The 20,220-nt window shown below is 42.2% G+C and carries 17 protein-coding genes and 1 tRNA gene; 4 read left to right on the top strand and 14 right to left on the bottom strand.

Features of this window, described 5'->3' with window-relative positions; all coding sequences use genetic code 11:
- Window positions 1-49: 49 nt before the first annotated feature.
- From SMSK564_RS0102880 to argR, 9 genes are all read right to left on the bottom strand, one after another.
- A tRNA-Glu gene (locus SMSK564_RS0102880) sits at window positions 50-121 on the bottom strand.
- Window positions 122-253: 132 nt separating this feature from the next.
- Complete coding sequence (locus SMSK564_RS10235; protein WP_000355913.1) at window positions 254-688, bottom strand: cytidine deaminase family protein; 435 nt, start codon at window positions 686-688, stop codon at window positions 254-256.
- 13 nt (window positions 689-701) lie between these two features.
- Window positions 702-2,162, bottom strand: coding sequence for a glutamate--tRNA ligase (gltX, locus tag SMSK564_RS10230; protein WP_000031054.1), 1,461 nt, complete (start codon window positions 2,160-2,162; stop codon window positions 702-704).
- 127 nt (window positions 2,163-2,289) lie between these two features.
- Window positions 2,290-3,639, bottom strand: a complete 1,350-nt coding sequence (locus SMSK564_RS10225) for a glucose-6-phosphate isomerase (protein WP_000018272.1) — start codon at window positions 3,637-3,639, stop codon at window positions 2,290-2,292.
- A gap of 169 nt (window positions 3,640-3,808) precedes the next feature.
- On the bottom strand, window positions 3,809-4,498 hold the full coding sequence (locus tag SMSK564_RS10215; protein WP_000124770.1) for a gamma-glutamyl-gamma-aminobutyrate hydrolase family protein: 690 nt from the start codon (window positions 4,496-4,498) through the stop codon (window positions 3,809-3,811).
- Between the two features lie 137 nt (window positions 4,499-4,635).
- Window positions 4,636-6,402 carry a multidrug efflux ABC transporter subunit PatB gene (gene patB, locus SMSK564_RS10210; RefSeq protein WP_000859881.1) on the bottom strand — a complete coding sequence of 589 codons (1,767 nt, stop codon included), beginning with the start codon at window positions 6,400-6,402 and terminating at the stop codon, window positions 4,636-4,638.
- A gap of 1 nt (window position 6,403) precedes the next feature.
- A complete protein-coding gene (gene patA, locus SMSK564_RS10205; protein WP_000908120.1) occupies window positions 6,404-8,110 on the bottom strand; it encodes a multidrug efflux ABC transporter subunit PatA in 1,707 nt (568 codons plus the stop codon).
- A 145-nt stretch (window positions 8,111-8,255) separates the two neighbouring features.
- Window positions 8,256-10,790 (bottom strand): DNA mismatch repair protein MutS, encoded by a 2,535-nt coding sequence (mutS, locus tag SMSK564_RS10200; RefSeq protein WP_000179941.1) that lies wholly within the window; start codon window positions 10,788-10,790, stop codon window positions 8,256-8,258.
- Window positions 10,791-10,840: 50 nt separating this feature from the next.
- A complete protein-coding gene (argR, locus tag SMSK564_RS10195; RefSeq protein WP_001231475.1) occupies window positions 10,841-11,287 on the bottom strand; it encodes an arginine repressor in 447 nt (148 codons plus the stop codon).
- A gap of 135 nt (window positions 11,288-11,422) precedes the next feature.
- Here argR and argS point away from each other — a divergent pair, with 135 nt between their 5' ends.
- From argS to galU, 4 genes are all read left to right on the top strand, one after another.
- Window positions 11,423-13,114: an arginine--tRNA ligase gene (gene argS, locus SMSK564_RS10190; RefSeq protein WP_001092729.1), complete on the top strand. Its 1,692-nt coding sequence runs from the start codon at window positions 11,423-11,425 to the stop codon at window positions 13,112-13,114.
- Window positions 13,115-13,501: 387 nt separating this feature from the next.
- Complete coding sequence (locus tag SMSK564_RS10185) at window positions 13,502-13,747, top strand: hypothetical protein (protein WP_000084857.1); 246 nt, start codon at window positions 13,502-13,504, stop codon at window positions 13,745-13,747.
- A 168-nt stretch (window positions 13,748-13,915) separates the two neighbouring features.
- Complete coding sequence (locus tag SMSK564_RS10180) at window positions 13,916-14,932, top strand: NAD(P)H-dependent glycerol-3-phosphate dehydrogenase (protein ID WP_000415119.1); 1,017 nt, start codon at window positions 13,916-13,918, stop codon at window positions 14,930-14,932.
- Between the two features lie 21 nt (window positions 14,933-14,953).
- Window positions 14,954-15,853, top strand: coding sequence for a UTP--glucose-1-phosphate uridylyltransferase GalU (galU, locus tag SMSK564_RS10175; RefSeq protein WP_000096179.1), 900 nt, complete (start codon window positions 14,954-14,956; stop codon window positions 15,851-15,853).
- A gap of 53 nt (window positions 15,854-15,906) precedes the next feature.
- Here galU and SMSK564_RS10170 read toward each other — a convergent pair whose 3' ends face one another.
- The 5 genes from SMSK564_RS10170 to SMSK564_RS10150 all read right to left on the bottom strand — a co-directional run bounded on the left by SMSK564_RS10170 (window position 15,907) and on the right by SMSK564_RS10150 (window position 20,152).
- Entirely contained in the window at window positions 15,907-16,581 is a 675-nt protein-coding gene (locus SMSK564_RS10170; protein ID WP_000658502.1) for a rhomboid family intramembrane serine protease, read from the bottom strand.
- Entirely contained in the window at window positions 16,565-17,104 is a 540-nt protein-coding gene (locus tag SMSK564_RS10165; RefSeq protein ID WP_000834329.1) for a 5-formyltetrahydrofolate cyclo-ligase, read from the bottom strand. Before SMSK564_RS10165 ends, SMSK564_RS10170 begins: the two co-directional genes overlap by 17 nt.
- A gap of 11 nt (window positions 17,105-17,115) precedes the next feature.
- Window positions 17,116-18,246 carry an N-acetyldiaminopimelate deacetylase gene (locus SMSK564_RS10160; RefSeq protein ID WP_000885094.1) on the bottom strand — a complete coding sequence of 377 codons (1,131 nt, stop codon included), beginning with the start codon at window positions 18,244-18,246 and terminating at the stop codon, window positions 17,116-17,118.
- A 67-nt stretch (window positions 18,247-18,313) separates the two neighbouring features.
- Window positions 18,314-19,012 carry a 2,3,4,5-tetrahydropyridine-2,6-dicarboxylate N-acetyltransferase gene (gene dapD / locus SMSK564_RS10155; RefSeq protein ID WP_000127458.1) on the bottom strand — a complete coding sequence of 233 codons (699 nt, stop codon included), beginning with the start codon at window positions 19,010-19,012 and terminating at the stop codon, window positions 18,314-18,316.
- A gap of 228 nt (window positions 19,013-19,240) precedes the next feature.
- Complete coding sequence (locus tag SMSK564_RS10150) at window positions 19,241-20,152, bottom strand: DMT family transporter (protein ID WP_004236961.1); 912 nt, start codon at window positions 20,150-20,152, stop codon at window positions 19,241-19,243.
- Window positions 20,153-20,220: the final 68 nt, after the last annotated feature.

Here is a 20,220-nt window from a genome sequence, read left to right as displayed (position 1 = left end):
AAGTTTTTTTAAAACTTTTTTCATCAAGTGTGCCATCCGCAACATACCATAGTCCGTACGGGATTCGAACCCGTGTTACCGCCGTGAAAAGGCGGTGTCTTAACCCCTTGACCAACGGACCTGAGTTGTTATTTTCAACTCTTACTATTATACAGCCTTTTTATTTTTTGTCAATAACTTTTTCTAATTTTTTTCAAATACTTTTTCCTTTTTTTCAAATAAAGTAAAAAGAGTCAGAATTATACTGACTCTTCTATTGTTCATTAAACTTAGAAGCACGTTCTTCTCCCCACCAATATGGGATTAGTTCTGCGACTTTCACTATCTTTCTTCTATCGTAGTCCATCATAAATTCTGTATCTTTATTTTCAGCGTTCAACTCTAAAAGGAATTCTCTGCAAGCTCCACAGGGCATTCCTGAACTTCCACCATACGGCGGTTTGTCTCGGAAGGCTAAGACTTTTTTAACCTTAGTTTGCCCTGAAAATTGGTACATATTGAAGAGTGCTGCCCGCTCTGCGCAGAGATGGAATACACCACAGGTTCCCTCCATACAGAAACCTGTAAATATTTGCCCATCTTCTGCTTCTACTGCGGCTACAACATGGTTGGCATAAACAAAATCAGATACTTCATGTGGATTATATAATTTCTGTGCTTCTTCGTACATCTTTTCCCAGATGTCCATTATTACATCCTTCTTATTTAGAGATTTCTTTTAACATATTTTCGATATGTTGGATTGATTTTTCACGGCCTAACAAGAAGATAGTATCTGGCAATTCTGGTCCATGCATTTCACCTGAAACAGCTATACGAATAGGCATGAAAAGATTTTTCCCTTTAATACCTGTTTCTTTTTGGACTGCTTTAATTTGTGGGAAGATATTCTCTGTCACAAATTCATCATCGGTCATTGCTTCAAGTTTTGCTTTGAAGGCTTCAAGAACTGTTGGGACTGTTTCCCCCGCCATGACTTCGCGCTCTGCTTCGGTCAATTCTGGGAAATCTGAGAAGAAGAGATCTGTCAATGGGATAATCTCATCTACTGATTTCATTTGTGGTTTATAGAGCTCAACTAGTTTTTCAGCCTTGTCAGTCAATCGACCTGCTTCTTCTAGGAATGGTTTTGCCATTTCAAAGATAGTTTCTAGGTCTGCATTCTTGATATAATCATTACTCATCCAGTCAAGTTTTTTCTGGTCGAAGGCTGCAGGAGATTTGCTGAGACGGTTTTCATCGAAAAGTTTAATCAATTCTTCACGAGAGAAAATCTCATCTTCGCCACCTGGGTTCCAACCAAGAAGAGCAATAAAGTTAAAGACTGCTTCTGGTAAATAACCTTTTTTACGGTAGTCTTCGATAAACTGAAGGGTGTTGGTGTCACGTTTAGACAATTTTTTCCCAGTTTCAGAGTTGATAATCAAAGTCATGTGACCGAACTCTGGTGCTTCCCAACCAAGTGCTTCATAAACCATAAGCTGTTTTGGTGTATTAGCAATATGGTCATCTCCACGGATAACATGAGAGATTTGCATATCGTGGTCATCGATAACAACGGCAAAGTTGTAAGTTGGGTAACCATCTTTCTTTTGGATAACCCAGTCACCACCGATATTGCCACCTTCAAATTCGATATCGCCTTTGACCATATCATGCCACTTGTAGATACCTGACTCATTGACAGCCAAACGAACTGTTGGAATGATACCAGCTGCTTCACGTTCTGCAATGTAAGCAGCTTTTTCCTCTTCACTCATACCAAGGTATTCGTTGATGTAGCGTGGTGTTTCACCAGCCGCTTCTTGGCGTTCGCGTTCAGCCGCCAACTCTTCTTCTGTAACGTAAGATTTGTAGGCTTTTCCTTCAGCTAGCAATTGGTCGATGTATTTTTGATACAAGTCCAAGCGCTCAGACTGGCGGTAGTTTTCATGTGTTTCTGGGCTTTCATCCCAATCCATGCCCAACCAACGAAGATTTTCAAGCTGTGAACGTTCACCATCTTCGACGTGGCGTTTACGATCAGTATCTTCAATACGGATGATAAAAGTCCCACCATGATGACGTGCGTAAAGGTAGTTGAACAATGCTGTACGGGCATTTCCGATGTGTAGTAGTCCTGTTGGACTTGGTGCGTAACGTACGCGGATATCTTTTGACATAGTTTCTCCTATAAAGTCTCTAGGCGTCTGCCTTTTTGCTCTCTATATTATATCATAAGTCTTGGCTGAGTCCAATTTCTATGGATAAAGAGAGTAAAAAGAGTGGACAAACCACTCTTTTCTTCTATTATAGACGTGCGTTAAGTTCTTTGCTTAATTCTTCAAATCCTGGTTTTCCAAGAAGGGCGAACATGTTACGTTTGTAAGCTTCAACACCTGGTTGGTCAAATGGGTTGATGGCATTCAAGTAACCAGAAAGGGCGATAGCCAATTCGAAGAAGTAGATAGTGTAACCAAGAGTGAAGGCATCTTGTTCTGGAAGGGTCACGTACATGTTTGGTACGTCACCATCTGTGTGGGCAAGAAGAACACCGTCAGTTGCTTTTTTGTTTACAAAGTCAACGTCTTTTCCTTGAAGGTAGCCAAGTCCATCAAGGTCTTCTTCCAAGGTAGGGATAATCACGTTCTTACGAGGTTTGTCAACACGGACAACTGTTTCAAACATGATACGAGTTCCTTCTTGGATAAATTGACCAAGTGAGTGCAAGTCAGTTGAGAAGTTGGCTGAAGTTGGGTAGATACCTTTTTGGTCTTTTCCTTCTGATTCACCAGCCAATTGTTTCCACCATTCTGAGAAGTACTGAAGTGATGGCTCATAGTTTACCAAGATTTCAGTTGCATAGCCTTTACGGTAAAGGATGTTACGAACAGCTGCATATTGGTAAGCTTCGTTTTCAGAGATTTTATCTGAAGTGTAGTCTTTGCGAGCTGCGTTAGCACCTTCCATAAGGGCTTTGATATCCGCTCCTGATGCTGCGATTGGAAGCAAACCAACTGCTGTCAATACTGAGAAGCGTCCACCGATGTCATCTGGAACAACAAATGTTTCCCAACCGTTAGCGTCTGCTTCAACCTTAACAGCACCTTTTTGGCGGTCAGTTGTTGCATAGATACGTTTGTTGGCTTCTTCTTGTCCGTATTTCTTAACCAAAAGCTCTTTGAAGACACGGAAAGCGATCGCTGGTTCAGTTGTTGTACCAGATTTAGAAATTACGTTTACTGAGAAGTCTTTGTCTGAAACATACTCTACCAAGTCAGCAAGGTAAGTAGATGAGATTGAGTTTCCTGCATAAAGGATTTGTGGAGCCTTGCGTTCTTCTTTTGTTTGCAAGTTAGCAAAGTGGTGGTTCAAAAAATCGATTGCTGCTTTGGCACCAAGGTAAGATCCACCGATACCAATCACAACCAAAACATCGCTGTCTGATTTGATTTGCTCAGCAGCTTTCAAGATACGGTCAAATTCTTCACGGTCATAGTTTTCAGGAAGGTCCAACCATCCCAAGAAGTCGCTACCAGCACCAGTTCCTTTACGGATCAATTCATCTGCTGCTGTTACTTGTGATTGCATGTATTCCACTTCATGTGGTGCAACAAATTTGTCTAAAACTTTTGAATAATCAAATTTAATATGTGACATGTTATTCCTCCAATATTTCTTCTTTTCTATCATAACGCTTACCTTCGTTTTTTTCAAGTTTTTTTGTCGAATTTCTCCAATTTTTATCAGAATTCAAACGTTTGCGTAAAAATATCACATTCCAAAAATTTTGAAATAATAAAAGAAAGAACGACCAGATTCCCAGTCGTTACAGTTCATTCAATAAATACTCAAATAATTCTAAATTGCCATCTTCTTCATTAACCAGAAACTCTGGATGCCACTGTAAACCGATAATGCGGTGCTCGTCGATAGACTCAATCGCTTCGATGGTCTGGTCTCTTGGATCAATAGCAGTTACACGGAAATTAGGTGCCAAATCTTTGATACTCTGACGATGTACGGAGTTGACCTGACTTTCTTTTCCAAATAGCTTAGCCACCACGCTTCCTTCCACTGTCTCAATAGAGTGAGATGTTCCGAAAGGCAGTCCTTGCCAGTGACCTTCGATTTCTTGATTGAGGGTTCCACCAAAGGCAACATTGACAAGTTGGACACCACGGCAGATTGCCATAATTGGTTTATTCTGACGGAGCGCTTCTTTCAAAAGCGCCAATTCAAATTCATCACGGACTAGATTGTAATCATCGCTCTCGATGGTCTTTTTCTCTCCGTAAAACTGAGGATGGACATTTTGGCCTCCTGTCAAAATCAATTTGTCAATCATTTCCACATAATCGCGCACAACTGACTCATCACCAACAGGAATGACTAAAGGGAGACCACCGACTTGACGAATGCTCTCTGCGAATCTACAAGATACAGACGAATGAATGTTTTTTCCTTCTGCGTCTACAGGACATAGATTTGCAGCAACTCCTACAACCGTTCTAGCCATGATGTCTCTCCTTTCGAATGTTAACGATAGTCCTATCATATCACTCAAAATGACTTTCGTCTAATATGTTTTTTTAAAGGCCGTGATAAATATTTTTTATGGACAAGAAAAAGCTGCCCGCACAGGACAACTTTTTCTTATTCAAAAACAAATTGATTGTGATAGAGTTCTGAATAGAAGCCACCTAGTTTCAAAAGTTCATGGTGGTTACCGCGTTCAATGACTTCTCCATCTTTAAGGACAATAATCTGGTCTGCATTGAGGATGGTCTTCAAACGGTGGGCAATGACGAAACTGGTTCTGCCTGCTACAACCGCCTCCATGGCATGCTGAATCTTGCTTTCTGTCACCGTATCTACGTTTGAAGTGGCTTCATCGAGAATGAGAACTTCTGGATCTGTCATCAGGGTTCGAGCGATAGAAATCAATTGTTTCTGTCCTGTTGAGAAGATGCTCTGGTCATCATCTATAAGAGTATCGTATTTATCAGGTAAGCTTTCGATATAGTCGTGAATGTGGGTTGCCTTGGCTGCTACCTCAACCATTTCTTGACTAGCATCTGGCACACCGAAACGGATATTGTCTCGAATCGTTCCACTAAACAAGACCGAATCTTGCAAGACAATCCCCACCTTGCTTCTGAGACTATCTAAATCATAGTCACGGATGTCTTTGCCGTCAAAATAAATACCACCAGCATCAACATCATAAAAGCGATTGATGAGGTTCATAATAGTCGTTTTCCCTGACCCTGTCGGCCCAACAACCGCTGTCATCTGACCTTTCGGAGCGGAAATGCTGACATCTTTCAAAATAGGTTTATCAGGCAAGTATGAAAAATCAATATGACTAATTTCAACACCTTCTTGCAACTGAGTGAAGGTTGGAGCCTTTTCAGGTCGGATTTCTTCCTCTGCGTCAAACATTTCCTGAATCCGTTCAGCACCTGTAAAGGCCAACTGAAGACTTCCCCAACTAGCTGCAACTTGGATAATAGGCTGGTAGTACTGCTGTGAAAATTGGGCAAACATAACAATCAAACCTAAGGCTGTACTTGTTTCAATAGACTTATCATTCAAAAGTACAGCTGAACCAGCAAAGATAACGATGGCTGTGTTGACCAGACTCATCCCATTCATGACAGGGAAAAGAATTCCTGAGAACATTCTTCCTTTAAAGGTTGCCTTGCGCACGCGCTCATTTTGTTCAAGAAATCCTGCCATCATATCCTCTTGAATTCCTTGCACAATCACGGCTTTTTGGCCTGAGATACTCTCATCCATATAGGCGTTGAGCTTCCCTACCTCTTTCTGCTGGAGATTGGTGTATTTGCGTGCCATTTTCACGATGAAAATCAGCATAAGGAAGGCCACCGGTGTGCTGGCAATGGTGATGAGGGCCAGCGTCACATTCCTCGAAAACATGACAAGAATCAGACCGATATATAAAACAATATTGCTCATGACCTGAATCAAACTTTCATTAAAGGCTTGGAGGATATTATCCAAATCACTAGTAAAACGAGACAGGATATCGCCATCTTGTCGGCGGTCAAAAAAAGAAACCGTCAAGCGGGCAAGCTTACCAAAGAGGCCTTTGCGCATCTCGTTGGTCGACTCTGCAATCACGCGCGTCATGAGACACATGTATATCACACTAGAGATAAATAGAACCAAAACCAGCAGGCCAAGATTGACCATGATTCCTGATAGACTTTGCCAAACAAGTTCTGGATTGCCATCTTGATAAGCTTGAACTAAATTAGCTAGTTGCGTCACTGCTTGTCCAGAAAAGACCGGAAAGAGGGCTTGGGCAAGAGTTGCCAGAACAATCATCAGGATAACAACTACAAATGATAGCTTATAGACTTTAAAATAATTCCAAAAAAATTGAACTGTCTTCATTTTACTCCTCCTTTCCTTTCTGTGTTTCGTATATTTCACGGTAAACAGCATTATTGGCAACCAAGTCTGCATGCGTACCTTGACCAATCAATCGTCCTTGATCTAGAACCAAGATTTTATCTGCATGAACAACCGAGCTAATCTTTTGCGCGATGATAATGGTTGTTGTTCCCTTCAAGTCCTTATTCAAGGCTTCTTGAACCAGGCGCTCTGACTTAGCATCCAAGGCCGAGGTCGAATCGTCAAAAATCAGAATACGTGGATTGCTGACAATCCCACGCGCAATCGACATCCTTTGCTTTTGCCCACCAGAGAAGTTGGTTCCCCGTTCCTCAACTGGACTTTCAAAGGTTTTCTCCATACGATGAATGAATTCACTGGCTTGGGCAATATTAGCTGCGCGTTCCATTTCAAATAGAGTAGCATCTCCCTTACCCTGTCTCAAGTTATCTGCAATCGTTCCACTAAAGAGAATGGCACGTTGAAGAACGATAGAAACAGTTTTACGCAAGGTTCCTTCACTCACTTCTCGAATATCCTTACCTCCGATTTTGATAGCCCCTTCCTGTGGATCAAAAAGACGTGGAATCAATTGAGCCAAGGTTGACTTTCCTGCACCAGTTGCTCCAACTACACCAACCATTTGACCAGGTTCAATAGTAAAGCTCACATCTTTCAGCATCGGTTCCTTATCCATTGGATAGGTAAAGGTCACATTTTCAAAGCTAAGGCTTCCAACCAACTCTTCATCTGGGACATCCTTGAAGGTCATAGCTGGCTCTGCGTCAAGAATTTCTCGAATACGACGCATAGAAATCATGGCACGGCTGACAGAATTTCCTAAAAATCCAACCATAACAATGGTAAAGATAATCTGGCTCAGGTAATTAACAAAGGAAGCAATAGAGCCAACAACTGATGGATCCGACTGAACCATCCCTGCAACTAGCCAAATCGAGAGGAAAACCGCCCCGTAGCCGACCAACATCATGAAAGGTTCCACTACTGAAAAGGCATACCCAATGTAAAGATTTTGACCGAGAAGCTCGTCTGAAACCTCCGTAAACTTAGCAAACTGCTCTTTTTCTTGGACAAAGGACTTGACCACACGAACGCCACGCAGATTTTCCTTGGCAATGGCATTGATGCGTTCAAGAAGGGTTTGAAACTTGGCAAAACGAGGGCCCATCATTCCCATCATGACAGCAGTCAAGGCAAAGATCAAGATAACCATGAGAACAATCACCCACCACAGAGAAGGTAAGGTTTGAACCGCCAGGATAAACGAACCGATGAACAAGAGGGGAAGTCTGAAAAGAATTTGGAAGGTCATCATGACGACGTTCTGAATCTGGTTGATATCATTTGTCATGCGAACGACTAGATTTCCCGCATTAAATTGTTCAATATTGGCATAAGAAAAGGTTTGGATTTTACGGAAGGCATCCTCCCGAAGGTCAGATGAAACTCCTTGGGCAATATAGGCTGCTAGGACAACATTAAGACCACCAGCAACTAGACCAACCAAGGCCACACCAATCAACCAAGCCCCGATACTATAAATAGCTTCATATTTCCCAGCAAGGAGGGCGTCTAACACTTCCTGCAGATAACGCGGTTGCAGAAGTGAACTAGCAACCATCAAGCCTGTCATCAGGAGCGAGGCCAAGGCCTGCCACTTGTAGGTTTTTATTTTCTGAATCAGCATACTTTCTCCTTAAAAAATAGACAAAAGGGAGCGACAATGCGTCAGCTCCTTCTCATTCTGTTTGTGTGATGTTATTCTAGCAAAAAAGTGGGAACTTGTCAAAGAAGTCTCCTTGATACAGCTAGAATGACCAGTAATTTTCTCTTTATAGTTTCTGTTTTAACTCGACCAAGACATTCATAGCCTGCATAGGTGTCATATTGTAAACATCCAGTTTAGACAATTCTGCTAGGATAGGATGTTCTTCAGTCGTATCAAAGAGAGAAATCTGTTCTGTGACGGCACTTGTTTGTCTCATGGGAGCAGGACTTTCTGTCCCTTGACTCTCTAACTGAGTCAAAATCTTATCCGCCCTTGCTAAAAGGTCTGCTGGCAAGCCGGCAATCTTAGCAACATGGATACCGTAGGATTTATCAGCTGGCCCTGGTTCAATCTTGTGAAGGAAAGTGACCTGTCCATCCTGCTCCAAGGTTGCCACGTGGACATTGACCAAGTGTTCCAAGCTAGACGCCAGACTAGTCAACTCATGGTAGTGGGTCGCAAAGAGGGTCTTGGCTCCGATATGTTCATGGATGTATTCAATGATGGACTGAGCAAGAGCCATCCCATCATAAGTTGCAGTTCCACGTCCCAATTCATCAAAGAGAATAAGAGAATTCTTGGTCGCATGCGAAATGGCATTGTTGGCCTCCATCATCTCCACCATAAAGGTTGACTGGCCTGAAACCAAGTCATCTGCTGCTCCGATACGGGTAAAAATCGCATCAAAAATCGGTAAACGGGCGCTTTCTGCCGGTACATAGGAACCCATCTGGGCCATTATCGCCGTCATGGCTAACTGACGCATATAGGTTGACTTCCCGCTCATGTTGGGCCCTGTAATCAGTTGAATACTGGTATCTTCTGCCATCTGAATCGTATTTGGAATATAGGTCTGAGCCCCCATAACCTTTTCAACGACAGCATGGCGCCCTTTCTGGATATCGATTTGTGAATCGTCACCAAACTCTGGTCGAATCAAATGCTGGGTTTCAGCCACAATCGCCAGACTTTGCAAGACATCAACTGTCGCAATTCCTTGAGCTAAAGCCTGCAAACGCTGGATATACTTGCTGACCTCTTCACGAATGCGCATAAAAATTTCGTACTCTAGATTAGCTGACTTCTCACGCGCCTCCAGCATATCTCCCTCGATACGGGCTAATTCTTCGGTTCCAAAACGTTCTGAGTTTTTCAGCGTCGCCTTGCGGAAAAAGTGGGCTGGCACATTCCCCAGTTGTGAATTGGTCACATGGAAATAGTAGCCATCCTTCTTATTGTAGTCAATCTTGAGCGTGCTGATACCAGAATTTTCTCGCTCCTTAGCCTCAATCTCAGCAATCCAGCTAGTCCCTTCTCTGAGAACGCGACGGTACTTGTCTAAAGTCTCATCAAATCCAGTCCGGATGATTCCTCCATCTGTAATCACATGAGGAGCTTCAGGAGCAATCGCTGCGCTAATCAAGCTCTCCAACTCAGGGATTCTATCCAATTGTTCGATAAGATAAGACAGAGCAGACTGCTCCATTCCCTCTAAAATCGCTCGAATCCGTGGCACACTGGATAAGGTAGTCGCCAACTGCAAGAGATCCTTGGGATTGGTTTTGCCAAAAGAAACTCGACTAGCCAAGCGTTCGATATCATAAACACCCTTGAGACTGTCTGTCAAATCACTACGCTCAAAGAAATGGTCGAGAAAGACCTGCACCACTTCTTGACGTTGGACGATTCGTTCCTTATCAATCAAAGGACGATGAATCCAAGAACGCAAGAGACGCATACCCATGGCTGTTTTGGTTTCATCCAAAAGCCAGAAAAGACTACCTTGCTTCTTTCCTGAACGAGCATTCTCAACCAAATCCAGACTAGCCTTGGTCGCATAATCCATCTGCAAGAAATCCTTGATTTCATAGCGTATAACAGGCTTGAGGTGGTTCAATTCCCTCATCTGAGTTCGATGAACATACTGGAGCAATTTACTAGATGCCGCTTTCTCCACAGATGCCAATCGTGAATCCAGTAAATGAAGGTCTTCAAAGCCTTCTTTTTCATAAGAGAGCACCAGATTCATCTGGCAACTGAGGATTTGTTCTTCTTCCTCAGACAAGTCATAACCCAGCACCACTTCTCGCGCCTTGAGATTGCGGATTTCCCCACAAACCAGCGTAAAATCCAAAAGACCTGTCACATAAAAGTCACCCGTCACCAGGTCCATATAAGCTAGGCCAAATTGATTACCTTCACGGTCTATGGCAACCAAGAAATTGTTCTGACTGTCCGGCTTACTACTATCGACCACTGTCCCTGGCGTAATGACCTGAACAACCTCTCGTTTCACAACCCCAACTGCTTGTTTAGGATCTTCCATCTGCTCTGCAATGGCTACCTTATAGCCCTGCTCAATCAAGACATCGATGTACTGTTGGGCAGAATGATAGGGAACACCCGCCATAGGAATCGGATTGTCGGCATTCTTGTTGCGACTCGTTAAGGAAATTTCCAGAATCTGCGCAGCATTGACCGCATCCTCATAAAATAATTCATAAAAATCACCCATCCGAAAGAGCAAAAAAGCATCTGGATATTGCTTTTTAATATCCACATACTGTTGCATGCCGGGTGATAGCTTTTCTGTCGCCATTTTCCGTCTCTCCTTGTCAAAAATAAGTCTTGAGAGCAACTCCCAAGACCTTACTTATCTTTCATCAAATCTAGCAAACGATCTTCCATGAGTTTGGCAACGTGCTGGTCTCGACAAATGACCAATAAGGTATTGGCACCAGCAACTGTTCCTAAAATCCATTCATCCTTGTTTGCATCTACAATATTTGCCAAAACAGAGGCTTCTCCCAGTTTGGTATGAAGCACCAAGGTAAACTCTGCTCTTGCAACACCTTCTAAATGATGAGACAAAAATTCCACCAAATCAATCTTTTCTGTCTCATTTGCTAGTACATAATACACCATATCATTTTTCTTGACCTTGATCAAGCCGATTTCGCGCAAATCACGAGACAGGGTTGTCTGCGTCACAAAGACATTGTGCGCCTCCAACCGATCTTGAATTTCTTTTTGTGTACTTAATTTCTCCTCAGTAATCATTTTTTTTATTAACTGATGACGATCTCTTTTTCTCATAAAATCCTCTTATGTGAATATTTATAACTATTTTTATAACTATATTATACCAAAAAAATAGGAGATTTCAAAAATTTTTTCTTCTTTCTTTAAAATTGTGATAAAATAGTAGAAAAGTCCAAAAAGGAGCTCTTAATGAATACAAAAGAATTGATTGCTAGCGAATTGGCTAGCGTCATTGATAGCCTGGACCAAGAGGCTATTTTAAATTTACTGGAAACCCCTAAAAACTCAGAAATGGGAGACATTGCTTTCCCTGCTTTTTCTCTTGCAAAAGTCGAACGTAAAGCACCTCAAATGATTGCGGCTGAACTGGCTGAAAAAATTAACAGCCAATCCTTTGAAAAGGTTGTTGCAACAGGACCTTACGTTAACTTTTTCCTTGATAAATCTGCCATTTCTGCTCAAGTATTGCAAGCTGTTATCACTGAAAAAGAACACTATGCTGATCAAAATATTGGTAAACAAGAAAATGTTGTTATCGATATGTCTAGTCCCAATATCGCTAAGCCATTCTCTATTGGCCACCTGCGCTCAACTGTCATCGGAGATAGCTTATCACATATTTTCCAAAAAATCGGTTATCAAACAGTCAAGGTCAACCACTTGGGAGACTGGGGTAAACAGTTTGGGATGTTGATTGTTGCCTACAAAAAATGGGGCAACGAAGAAGCTGTAAAAGCTCATCCAATCGATGAACTTCTTAAACTCTATGTCCGCATCAACGCTGAAGCTGAAAATGACCCTAGCTTGGATGAAGAAGCACGCGAATGGTTCCGTAAACTTGAAAATGGAGACGAGAAAGCTCTCTCTCTTTGGCAATGGTTCCGCGATGAAAGTTTAGTGGAATTTAACCGCCTTTACAATGAACTGAAGGTTGAATTTGACAGCTACAACGGAGAAGCTTTCTACAACGATAAGATGGATGCAGTTGTAGACATTCTTTCTAAAAAAGGCCTTCTTGTTGAATCAGAAGGTGCTCAAGTTGTGAATCTTGAGAAATATGGAATTGAACATCCAGCCCTTATCAAGAAATCAGATGGTGCAACTCTCTATATCACACGTGACTTGGCTGCAGCCCTCTACCGTAAAAATGAATACCAATTTGCTAAATCTATCTACGTAGTTGGTCAAGAGCAATCTGCCCACTTTAAACAACTCAAAGCTGTCTTGCAAGAGATGGGTTACGACTGGAGTGGCGACATTACTCACGTTCCTTTTGGTTTGGTTACAAAAGAAGGGAAAAAACTCTCTACTCGTAAAGGGAATGTCATCTTGCTAGAGCCTACAGTTGCAGAGGCTGTTAGCCGTGCCAAGGCCCAAATCGAAGCTAAAAATCCTGAACTTGAAAACAAAGACCAGGTAGCGCATGCTGTTGGAGTTGGAGCCATTAAATTCTATGACCTCAAGACTGACCGTACAAATGGATACGACTTCGACCTAGAGGCTATGGTATCCTTCGAAGGGGAAACTGGACCTTATGTTCAATACGCCTACGCTCGTATCCAATCTATCTTACGGAAAGCGGATTTCAAACCAGAAACAGCTGGCAACTATAGCTTGAATGATGCTGAAAGTTGGGAAATCATTAAACTCATCCAAGACTTCCCACGTATTATCAACCGTGCGGCGGATAACTTTGAACCTTCTATCATTGCTAAATTTGCAATTAGCCTGGCTCAAGCCTTTAACAAATACTATGCACATACACGTATCCTAGACGAAAATGCTGAGCGCGACAGCCGTCTAGCCCTCAGCTACGCAACCGCAGTCGTTCTCAAAGAGGCCCTTCGCTTGCTTGGAGTAGAAGCGCCTGAGAAGATGTAAATCGCCAAAGTTACTTGATTGCGGAGCAATCTAAGTAACTAACGCCAAATCCTATCAGGGATTTGGCTAGGCGCTTCACTAGTTCTGGAACATAAATATTATCGATTTATGTTCCAGAACGTCGTAATCTTAAAGCTATTGGAACTAAAGTTCCTAATTGTTAGACGCTAGCCGCTTATATGCGGACTAGCTAGCTGCTTCACTAGTCATGGTCTCTAAATATAATCGATTTAGAGACCATGACGTCGTAACTATGGCGATTTACCTAATCGCTTCACTGACAGTCTATCAAAAACCTTATCAAGGTTTGCTGGCTTGTTCTGCTATTTTAGATCCACTAAATCGATTTATTCACTACTATTTTTTTATCATACAGGGAGATATCCTATGAGCCAATATGCTTATATCCTCGTTGTAATTAGCTTGGTATTCCTTTTTCTGCTCAATAAGTACGAGAAGGAGAGACTGCAAAAACTCTACCAAGAACAACTTTTGAAGGATGAAACATTTAAGAATGATATCAAAGAGAAAATTCACACGACTGAAAATATCAATGATGTCATTGCTTACATCAATAAAACGTATCATCTAGGAATGTTGCTATCAAAAGACATTACAGATCAATTGAAATAAACCTAACTATATTATAACGAATATCAAAACCGAGACTGAGAGTTTAATACTTAGCCTCGGTTTTTGTGTATTTTTGAAGTCACAAAGCCACCACACCCCAGCAATGCAAGTGCAAAATCCTCTAGAATATGATAGAATAATGGAAAGGACTCTATTAAGGAGGAAATCATGGAAAAACAAACCGTCACCGTCTTGGGGCCTGGTTCTTGGGGAACTGCCCTTTCACAAGTCTTAAATGACAATGGACACGAGGTACGTATTTGGGGAAATCTTCCCGAGCAAATCAATGAAATTAATACACACCATACTAATAAACACTACTTTAAAGATATCGTTCTAGACGAAAATATCATTGCCTACACCGACTTAGCAGAGGCATTAAAAGATGTAGATGCGATTTTGTTTGTTGTCCCAACAAAAGTGACACGACTTGTTGCCCAACAAGTTGCAAAAATCTTAGACCATAAGGTTATCATCATGCACGCTTCAAAGGGATTAGAGCCTGATAGTCATAAACGATTATCAACCATCCTTGAAGAAGAAATTCCTGAACATCTCCGCAGTGATATTGTCGTTGTTTCAGGCCCTAGTCATGCAGAAGAGACCATTGTGCGTGACCTGACTTTAATAACAGCTGCTTCTAAAGATTTACAAACAGCTCAATACGTTCAAGAGCTATTTAGTAATCACTACTTCCGACTTTATACCAATACGGATGTTATTGGAGTTGAAACTGCTGGTGCTCTTAAAAATATTATTGCTGTCGGTGCCGGAGCTTTACATGGTCTGGGATTTGGTGACAATGCCAAGGCAGCCATCATCGCTCGAGGCTTGGCAGAAATTACTCGCCTAGGGGTAGCACTCGGGGCCAGTCCATTGACCTATAGTGGCTTATCTGGTGTGGGAGATTTGATCGTAACGGGAACCTCCATCCACTCTCGTAACTGGAGAGCTGGAGATGCTCTCGGACGAGGAGAATCCCTAGATGATATAGAAGCTAATATGGGCATGGTGATTGAAGGAATTTCAACGACTCGAGCAGCCTATGAACTAGCGCAAGAACTTGGAGTCTATATGCCGATTACACAAGCCATTTACCAAGTTATTTACCACGGAACCAATATCAAAGATGCCATTTATGACATCATGAACAATGAATTTAAAGCAGAAAATGAGTGGTCTTAACCCTCTAAAGAAAGGATTCTTATGTCATCAAAAGTTAGAAAAGCAATCATCCCTGCCGCTGGACTCGGGACTCGATTTTTACCGGCAACCAAGGCCCTTGCCAAAGAAATGTTGCCAATTGTAGACAAACCAACTATCCAGTTTATCGTAGAAGAAGCTCTTAAATCAGGTATTGAAGATATTCTGGTTGTCACTGGTAAGTCAAAACGTTCTATTGAGGATCACTTTGACTCAAACTTTGAGCTTGAGTACAACCTTAAGGAAAAAGGCAAAACGGATTTGTTAAAATTGGTAGATGAAGCAACTGGTATGCGCCTCCATTTCATTCGCCAAACTCACCCTCGTGGTCTTGGAGATGCTGTCTTACAAGCCAAAGCTTTTGTAGGGAATGAGCCCTTCGTTGTTATGCTGGGTGACGACCTTATGGACATCACAAATGAGAATGCCGTTCCTTTGACAAAACAACTGATGAATGATTACGAAAAGACACACGCATCAACCATTGCTGTCATGCCTGTACCACATGAAGACGTTTCATCATACGGGGTTATCGCTCCTCAGGGCGAAGGAAGTAATGGACTCTATAGCGTTGAAACTTTCGTAGAAAAACCAGCTCCCGAAGATGCACCAAGTGATTTGGCAATCATCGGTCGCTATCTTCTGACACCGGAAATTTTTGATATCCTCGAAAAGCAAGCTCCTGGTGCTGGAAATGAAATCCAACTTACCGATGCGATTGATACGCTCAATAAAACACAGCGTGTTTTTGCCCGTGAATTTACAGGAGCTCGTTACGACGTTGGGGATAAGTTTGGATTTATGAAAACATCTATTGACTACGCCCTCAAGCACCCACAAGTCAAAGATGCCTTGAAAAATTACCTCATCCAACTGGGAAAAGAATTGGCTGAGAAGGAATAAAATAAAAAGATAAGGTTCAAAAAATGCCTTATCTTTTTTCATTACATAAATTTTCATCCCATTCCCTTGTAGAGAAGCAAGACTGCGAGTACTACGAACAAGACTAATGCTACCAGTCTCTGACTAGCGCTATACATCCGTCTTTCTCCTCGAACTGGAAAGATAATTGCTAGAAATGCGCCACCAACTGCACCACCGATATGGCCTGCTAGACTGATTCCTGGAATCAGAACACTTCCAATAATGTTAACCACAAAAAGTGTCAGATAAGATTGCCCTAGCTGTTGGATATAGGGGTTGCGAGTTGCATAGCGAAGAATGATAATCGCGGCAAATAGCCCATAAAGAGAGGTAGAGGCTCCTGCTGCTAAGGATTTGGGACTAAATACAAAAACAAAGAGATTGCCCATCATTCCAGATAAGAGATAGAGAAAGAAAAACTGCTTAGAACCGAAAATTTCCTCTACTTGCCTACCAAGATAATAAAGCGAAAGCATATTGACAATGAAATGCTCCCACCCAATATGAATAAAAATGGCAGAGAAGAGACGCCAAATCTGCTCTGGAAAGAGGCGAATGGCAGGCCCATACATGGCTCCAAATTGAAATAGGGTATCTGCCCTGTAAAAGTTTCCTCCTGTGGTCACCAACATTAGTAGAAATACCAAGGCCGTCACTAAGAGAAAGAAACTCGTCACAGGGTAACGCCTATCAAAGATTTCTTTCATCAATCAGTACCTCCTCAACAGGAATATCATGATTTTCAGGGCTAAAGTCCCGAATTTGACAAGGATAAACTGTACTCAAAGTATGACCAGGAAAATGTTTCAGATAGCGGTCATAATAACCTCCACCATAGCCAATCCGATAGCCCTTTGTCGTAAAAGCTAACCCCGGAACATGAATCAAATCAATCTGAGAGGCATCCATCACTTCCAAATTTCCCTGTGGTTCCAGTAGGCCAAAGGAAGTTTTAACCAGTTGTTGCGGATCATAGACCACAAAGTCCATGCGCCCCTTGGGATATGTTTTAGGTATCAGAACCTTCTTGCCATCCTTCAGCGCCTGCTCAATCAGTTCCTGCGTTTGAAATTCATGAGGAAAAGAGAGATAGGTTGCGATGACCTTAGCTTCTTGATAAAAGGGAGGGTGTAAAAGTCGTTCTGTTAAAGCTTGATCTATAAACTGTTTTTGCTCTCGAGTTAAAGCCTTCATTTCGTGCAAGACTTGCTTGCGTAATTCCGATTTCATAGACAAGCCCTCTACTCTGCTGCCTTCTTTTTCAGGAAACTAGAGACCGCATCCACCCCAATAGCTAATGCTTCTTCCTTAGGATTCATCTGAGGGTGATGAAGGGCATAGGGACTATCTATACCAAGCCAGAACATAACGCCATCAACTTTTGAAAGGAGATAACCAAAGTCTTCACCTGTCATAGCAGGCTCGATATCAATCAACTCGATTCCGTCTTTCTCTTCAAAGAAGTTCATCAGTTCACGCGCCAAGGCTGGATTGTTCTCAACAGGTAGGTATCCACCTTGTTTGAGTTCCACTTCGACTTCCATATCAAAAGCAGCTGCAACCCCTTCTGCAACTGTTTTGACCCTCTTTTGAACCAAGAGACTCATGTCCTGAGTCAAGGCCCGAATAGTTCCATGCAAAAAGGCTGTGTCTGTGATGACATTGTTGGTTGTTCCAGCTTGAAAAACGCCAAAGGTCACCACCGCTCCCTCGATTGGATTAACATTGCGGCTAACCACTGACTGTACTTGGGTCACAAAGTAACTAGCAGCCACCAAGGCGTCATTAGCTTCATGTGGAAAGGCTGCGTGGCCACCTTTGCCTTTGAAACGGATCTTCACCTCGCAAGTTCCTGCAAAAAGTGTATGAGTATTAGTCGCAATCTGGCCGACTTTCAAATCTGGTCGAACATGGAGGCCATAAAATTGATCTGGTAACCAATCTCCAAAAGCACCATCCTCATACATGAGCATACCACCAGCTTCATTTTCTTCAGCAGGTTGAAACAGAAAGAGCAGATTGTTCCTTGGTTGCTCCTCAAGGGCTCGCTCAAGACAGCCCAAAGCAATAGTCATGTGGAAATCATGTCCACAAGCATGCATGCGACCTTGGTGCTGAGAAGCGAAAGGAAGTCCTGTTTGTTCGACGATAGGCAGACCATCAATATCTGTCCGCCAACCAATGGTCCGCTCTGGCTGACTTCCCTGCAAATAGACCAAAATCCCTGTCCGCCAAGTTCGAACTTGGACAAAATTCTTACCCGCAGTCAATTTCTCAATCACATCCAACAGATAAGCTTGAGTCTTGAACTCCTCCAAGCCAATCTCTGGAATCTGGTGCAAATCTCGTCTAGTCTGAATCAAATCTAACATCTATCTATCCTCCGATATAGCAGAAAGAGGCTGGAAGAAGGGTTCCGCCTCTTTATTACTTTTACAATTATAAGGTACGAAGCGCATCCTCTAGCGCTGTTTTTTGTTGGGTTTGGGCATCAATCTCTTTGATGATACGAGCTGGAACACCTGCTACCACCACGTTTTCTGGGACATCTTGGGTAACAATAGCTCCTGCTGCGACAACTGAACCACTACCGATTTGGACCCCTTCGATAACCACTGCGTTGGCACCGATGAGAACATTGTCTCCAACACGGACTGGTTCTGCGCTAGCTGGCTCAATCACACCTGCAAGAACGGCACCTGCACCAACGTGACTGTTTTTCCCCACGATAGCACGGCCACCAAGGATAGCACCCATGTCAATCATAGTTCCTGCACCAATTTCAGCACCGATATTGATAACTGCTCCCATCATGATAACAGCATTGTCACCAATTTCAACCTGATCACGGATAATAGCACCTGGTTCGATACGAGCGTTGATAGCACGTTTATCTAGCAAAGGAACTGCAGAATTGCGAGCATCTTGCTCAACAACATAGTCTTGATTTTCTACCAAACCATCGAGAAGAGGAGCAACATCTTTCCAGTCTCCAAATAGTACATTCCCTAGTTTAACAACAGATCTTGGTACAGCAGTTGCGAGTTGTCCCTCAAAGGTTACTTTCACACTGGTTTTCTTTTCAGCATTGGCGATAAATTGGATAATTTCTTGAGCGTTCATTTTTGTAGCAGTCATAGGCGCCTCCTAGTTCATTTTAATGATACCTATTCTACCAAAAAAGGCCTCAAATTTGAAGCCTTTTTGTTTGTTTTTAGGTATGATTTTTAGGGATGTGAGATAAAACGTGCTGTCGGTAAAAGCAAGCCCCTACCGATACAACCTAAAAACACTCTTCACAACTATCTCCCCATGTTTTATTGACTATTCTAGTATAGCACACTTTTAGAATTAAGAAAAGACTTTTTATTTACTTTCTTTCGCTTCTTCTACCGATAGGAAAATCATAGGCAAAATAATCAAGGCCATAGCTAGAAGAAGGGACCAATCCACTACCAATCCTAAAAACAAAACACTCAAAAGGGCAGAAGAGAGAGGTTCACTAGCACTGATAACGGAAACAACCAAAGGAGAAACCAAGGACACTGCCTTCATAGAAATGAAAAAAGCAAAAGCTGTACCGAAGAAAGCGATAATAAGGCAAATCAAGATACTCCAAATATCAGGAGTAAAGGAAAGTTGATATACCGGAGAAAGGACATTGCTAAATAAACCTGCCAAAATCATCCCCCACCCAACCGTGGGTACAAAACCATAGTGCTTCGCAAAAGGCTGAGGCAAGATAACATTAAACATGACCCCCATGGCACTCAACAAACCCGTCACAAGGGCTAGTGGTGTCATGGATAATCGAGAGAGATCCCCCTTTGTCGCCATCAGGCAAACACCCAACATGGCAACCAAAACATAAAAAATAGCGCTTTTTGACGCTCGTTTTTGATAAACCAAGCGATTGTAAAAGAGGATAAAGACAGGACTAATAAACTGTAAAATAGTTGCTGTCGCTGCATTTGAGTATTCTACACAGAGATAGAAAAAATACTGAACTGACAAAATCCCCAAAATAGCATAGGCTAAAAAGGGCAGGTAATTTTTCTTATCTCGCCAAATATCTAACACTTGCGATTTTAATTGCATTGCTGACCAAATGAGCACAAGACTCCCTGCCAGTGTCAAACGCATAGAGGTAATCCAGCCAGAGGACACCTGATAATGAGTAAAGAAATATTCTCCTAAAATTCCACAGATTCCCCATATTAAGCCGGATAGAAGCGAATAAATAGTTCCTTTAACAATCTTTTTCTGATACTGATTCATACCTTTATTGTAACACGAAAGTAAAAAAGAAAAAAGTGGCAATCCATTGATTAGCCACTTCATTTAGC

This window comes from Streptococcus mitis SK564 (assembly GCF_000148525.1).
Taxonomy (GTDB): domain Bacteria; phylum Bacillota; class Bacilli; order Lactobacillales; family Streptococcaceae; genus Streptococcus; species Streptococcus mitis_H.
Note: the sequence above shows the minus strand (reverse complement) of the source record. Positions and strands in the feature narration are given on the sequence as shown.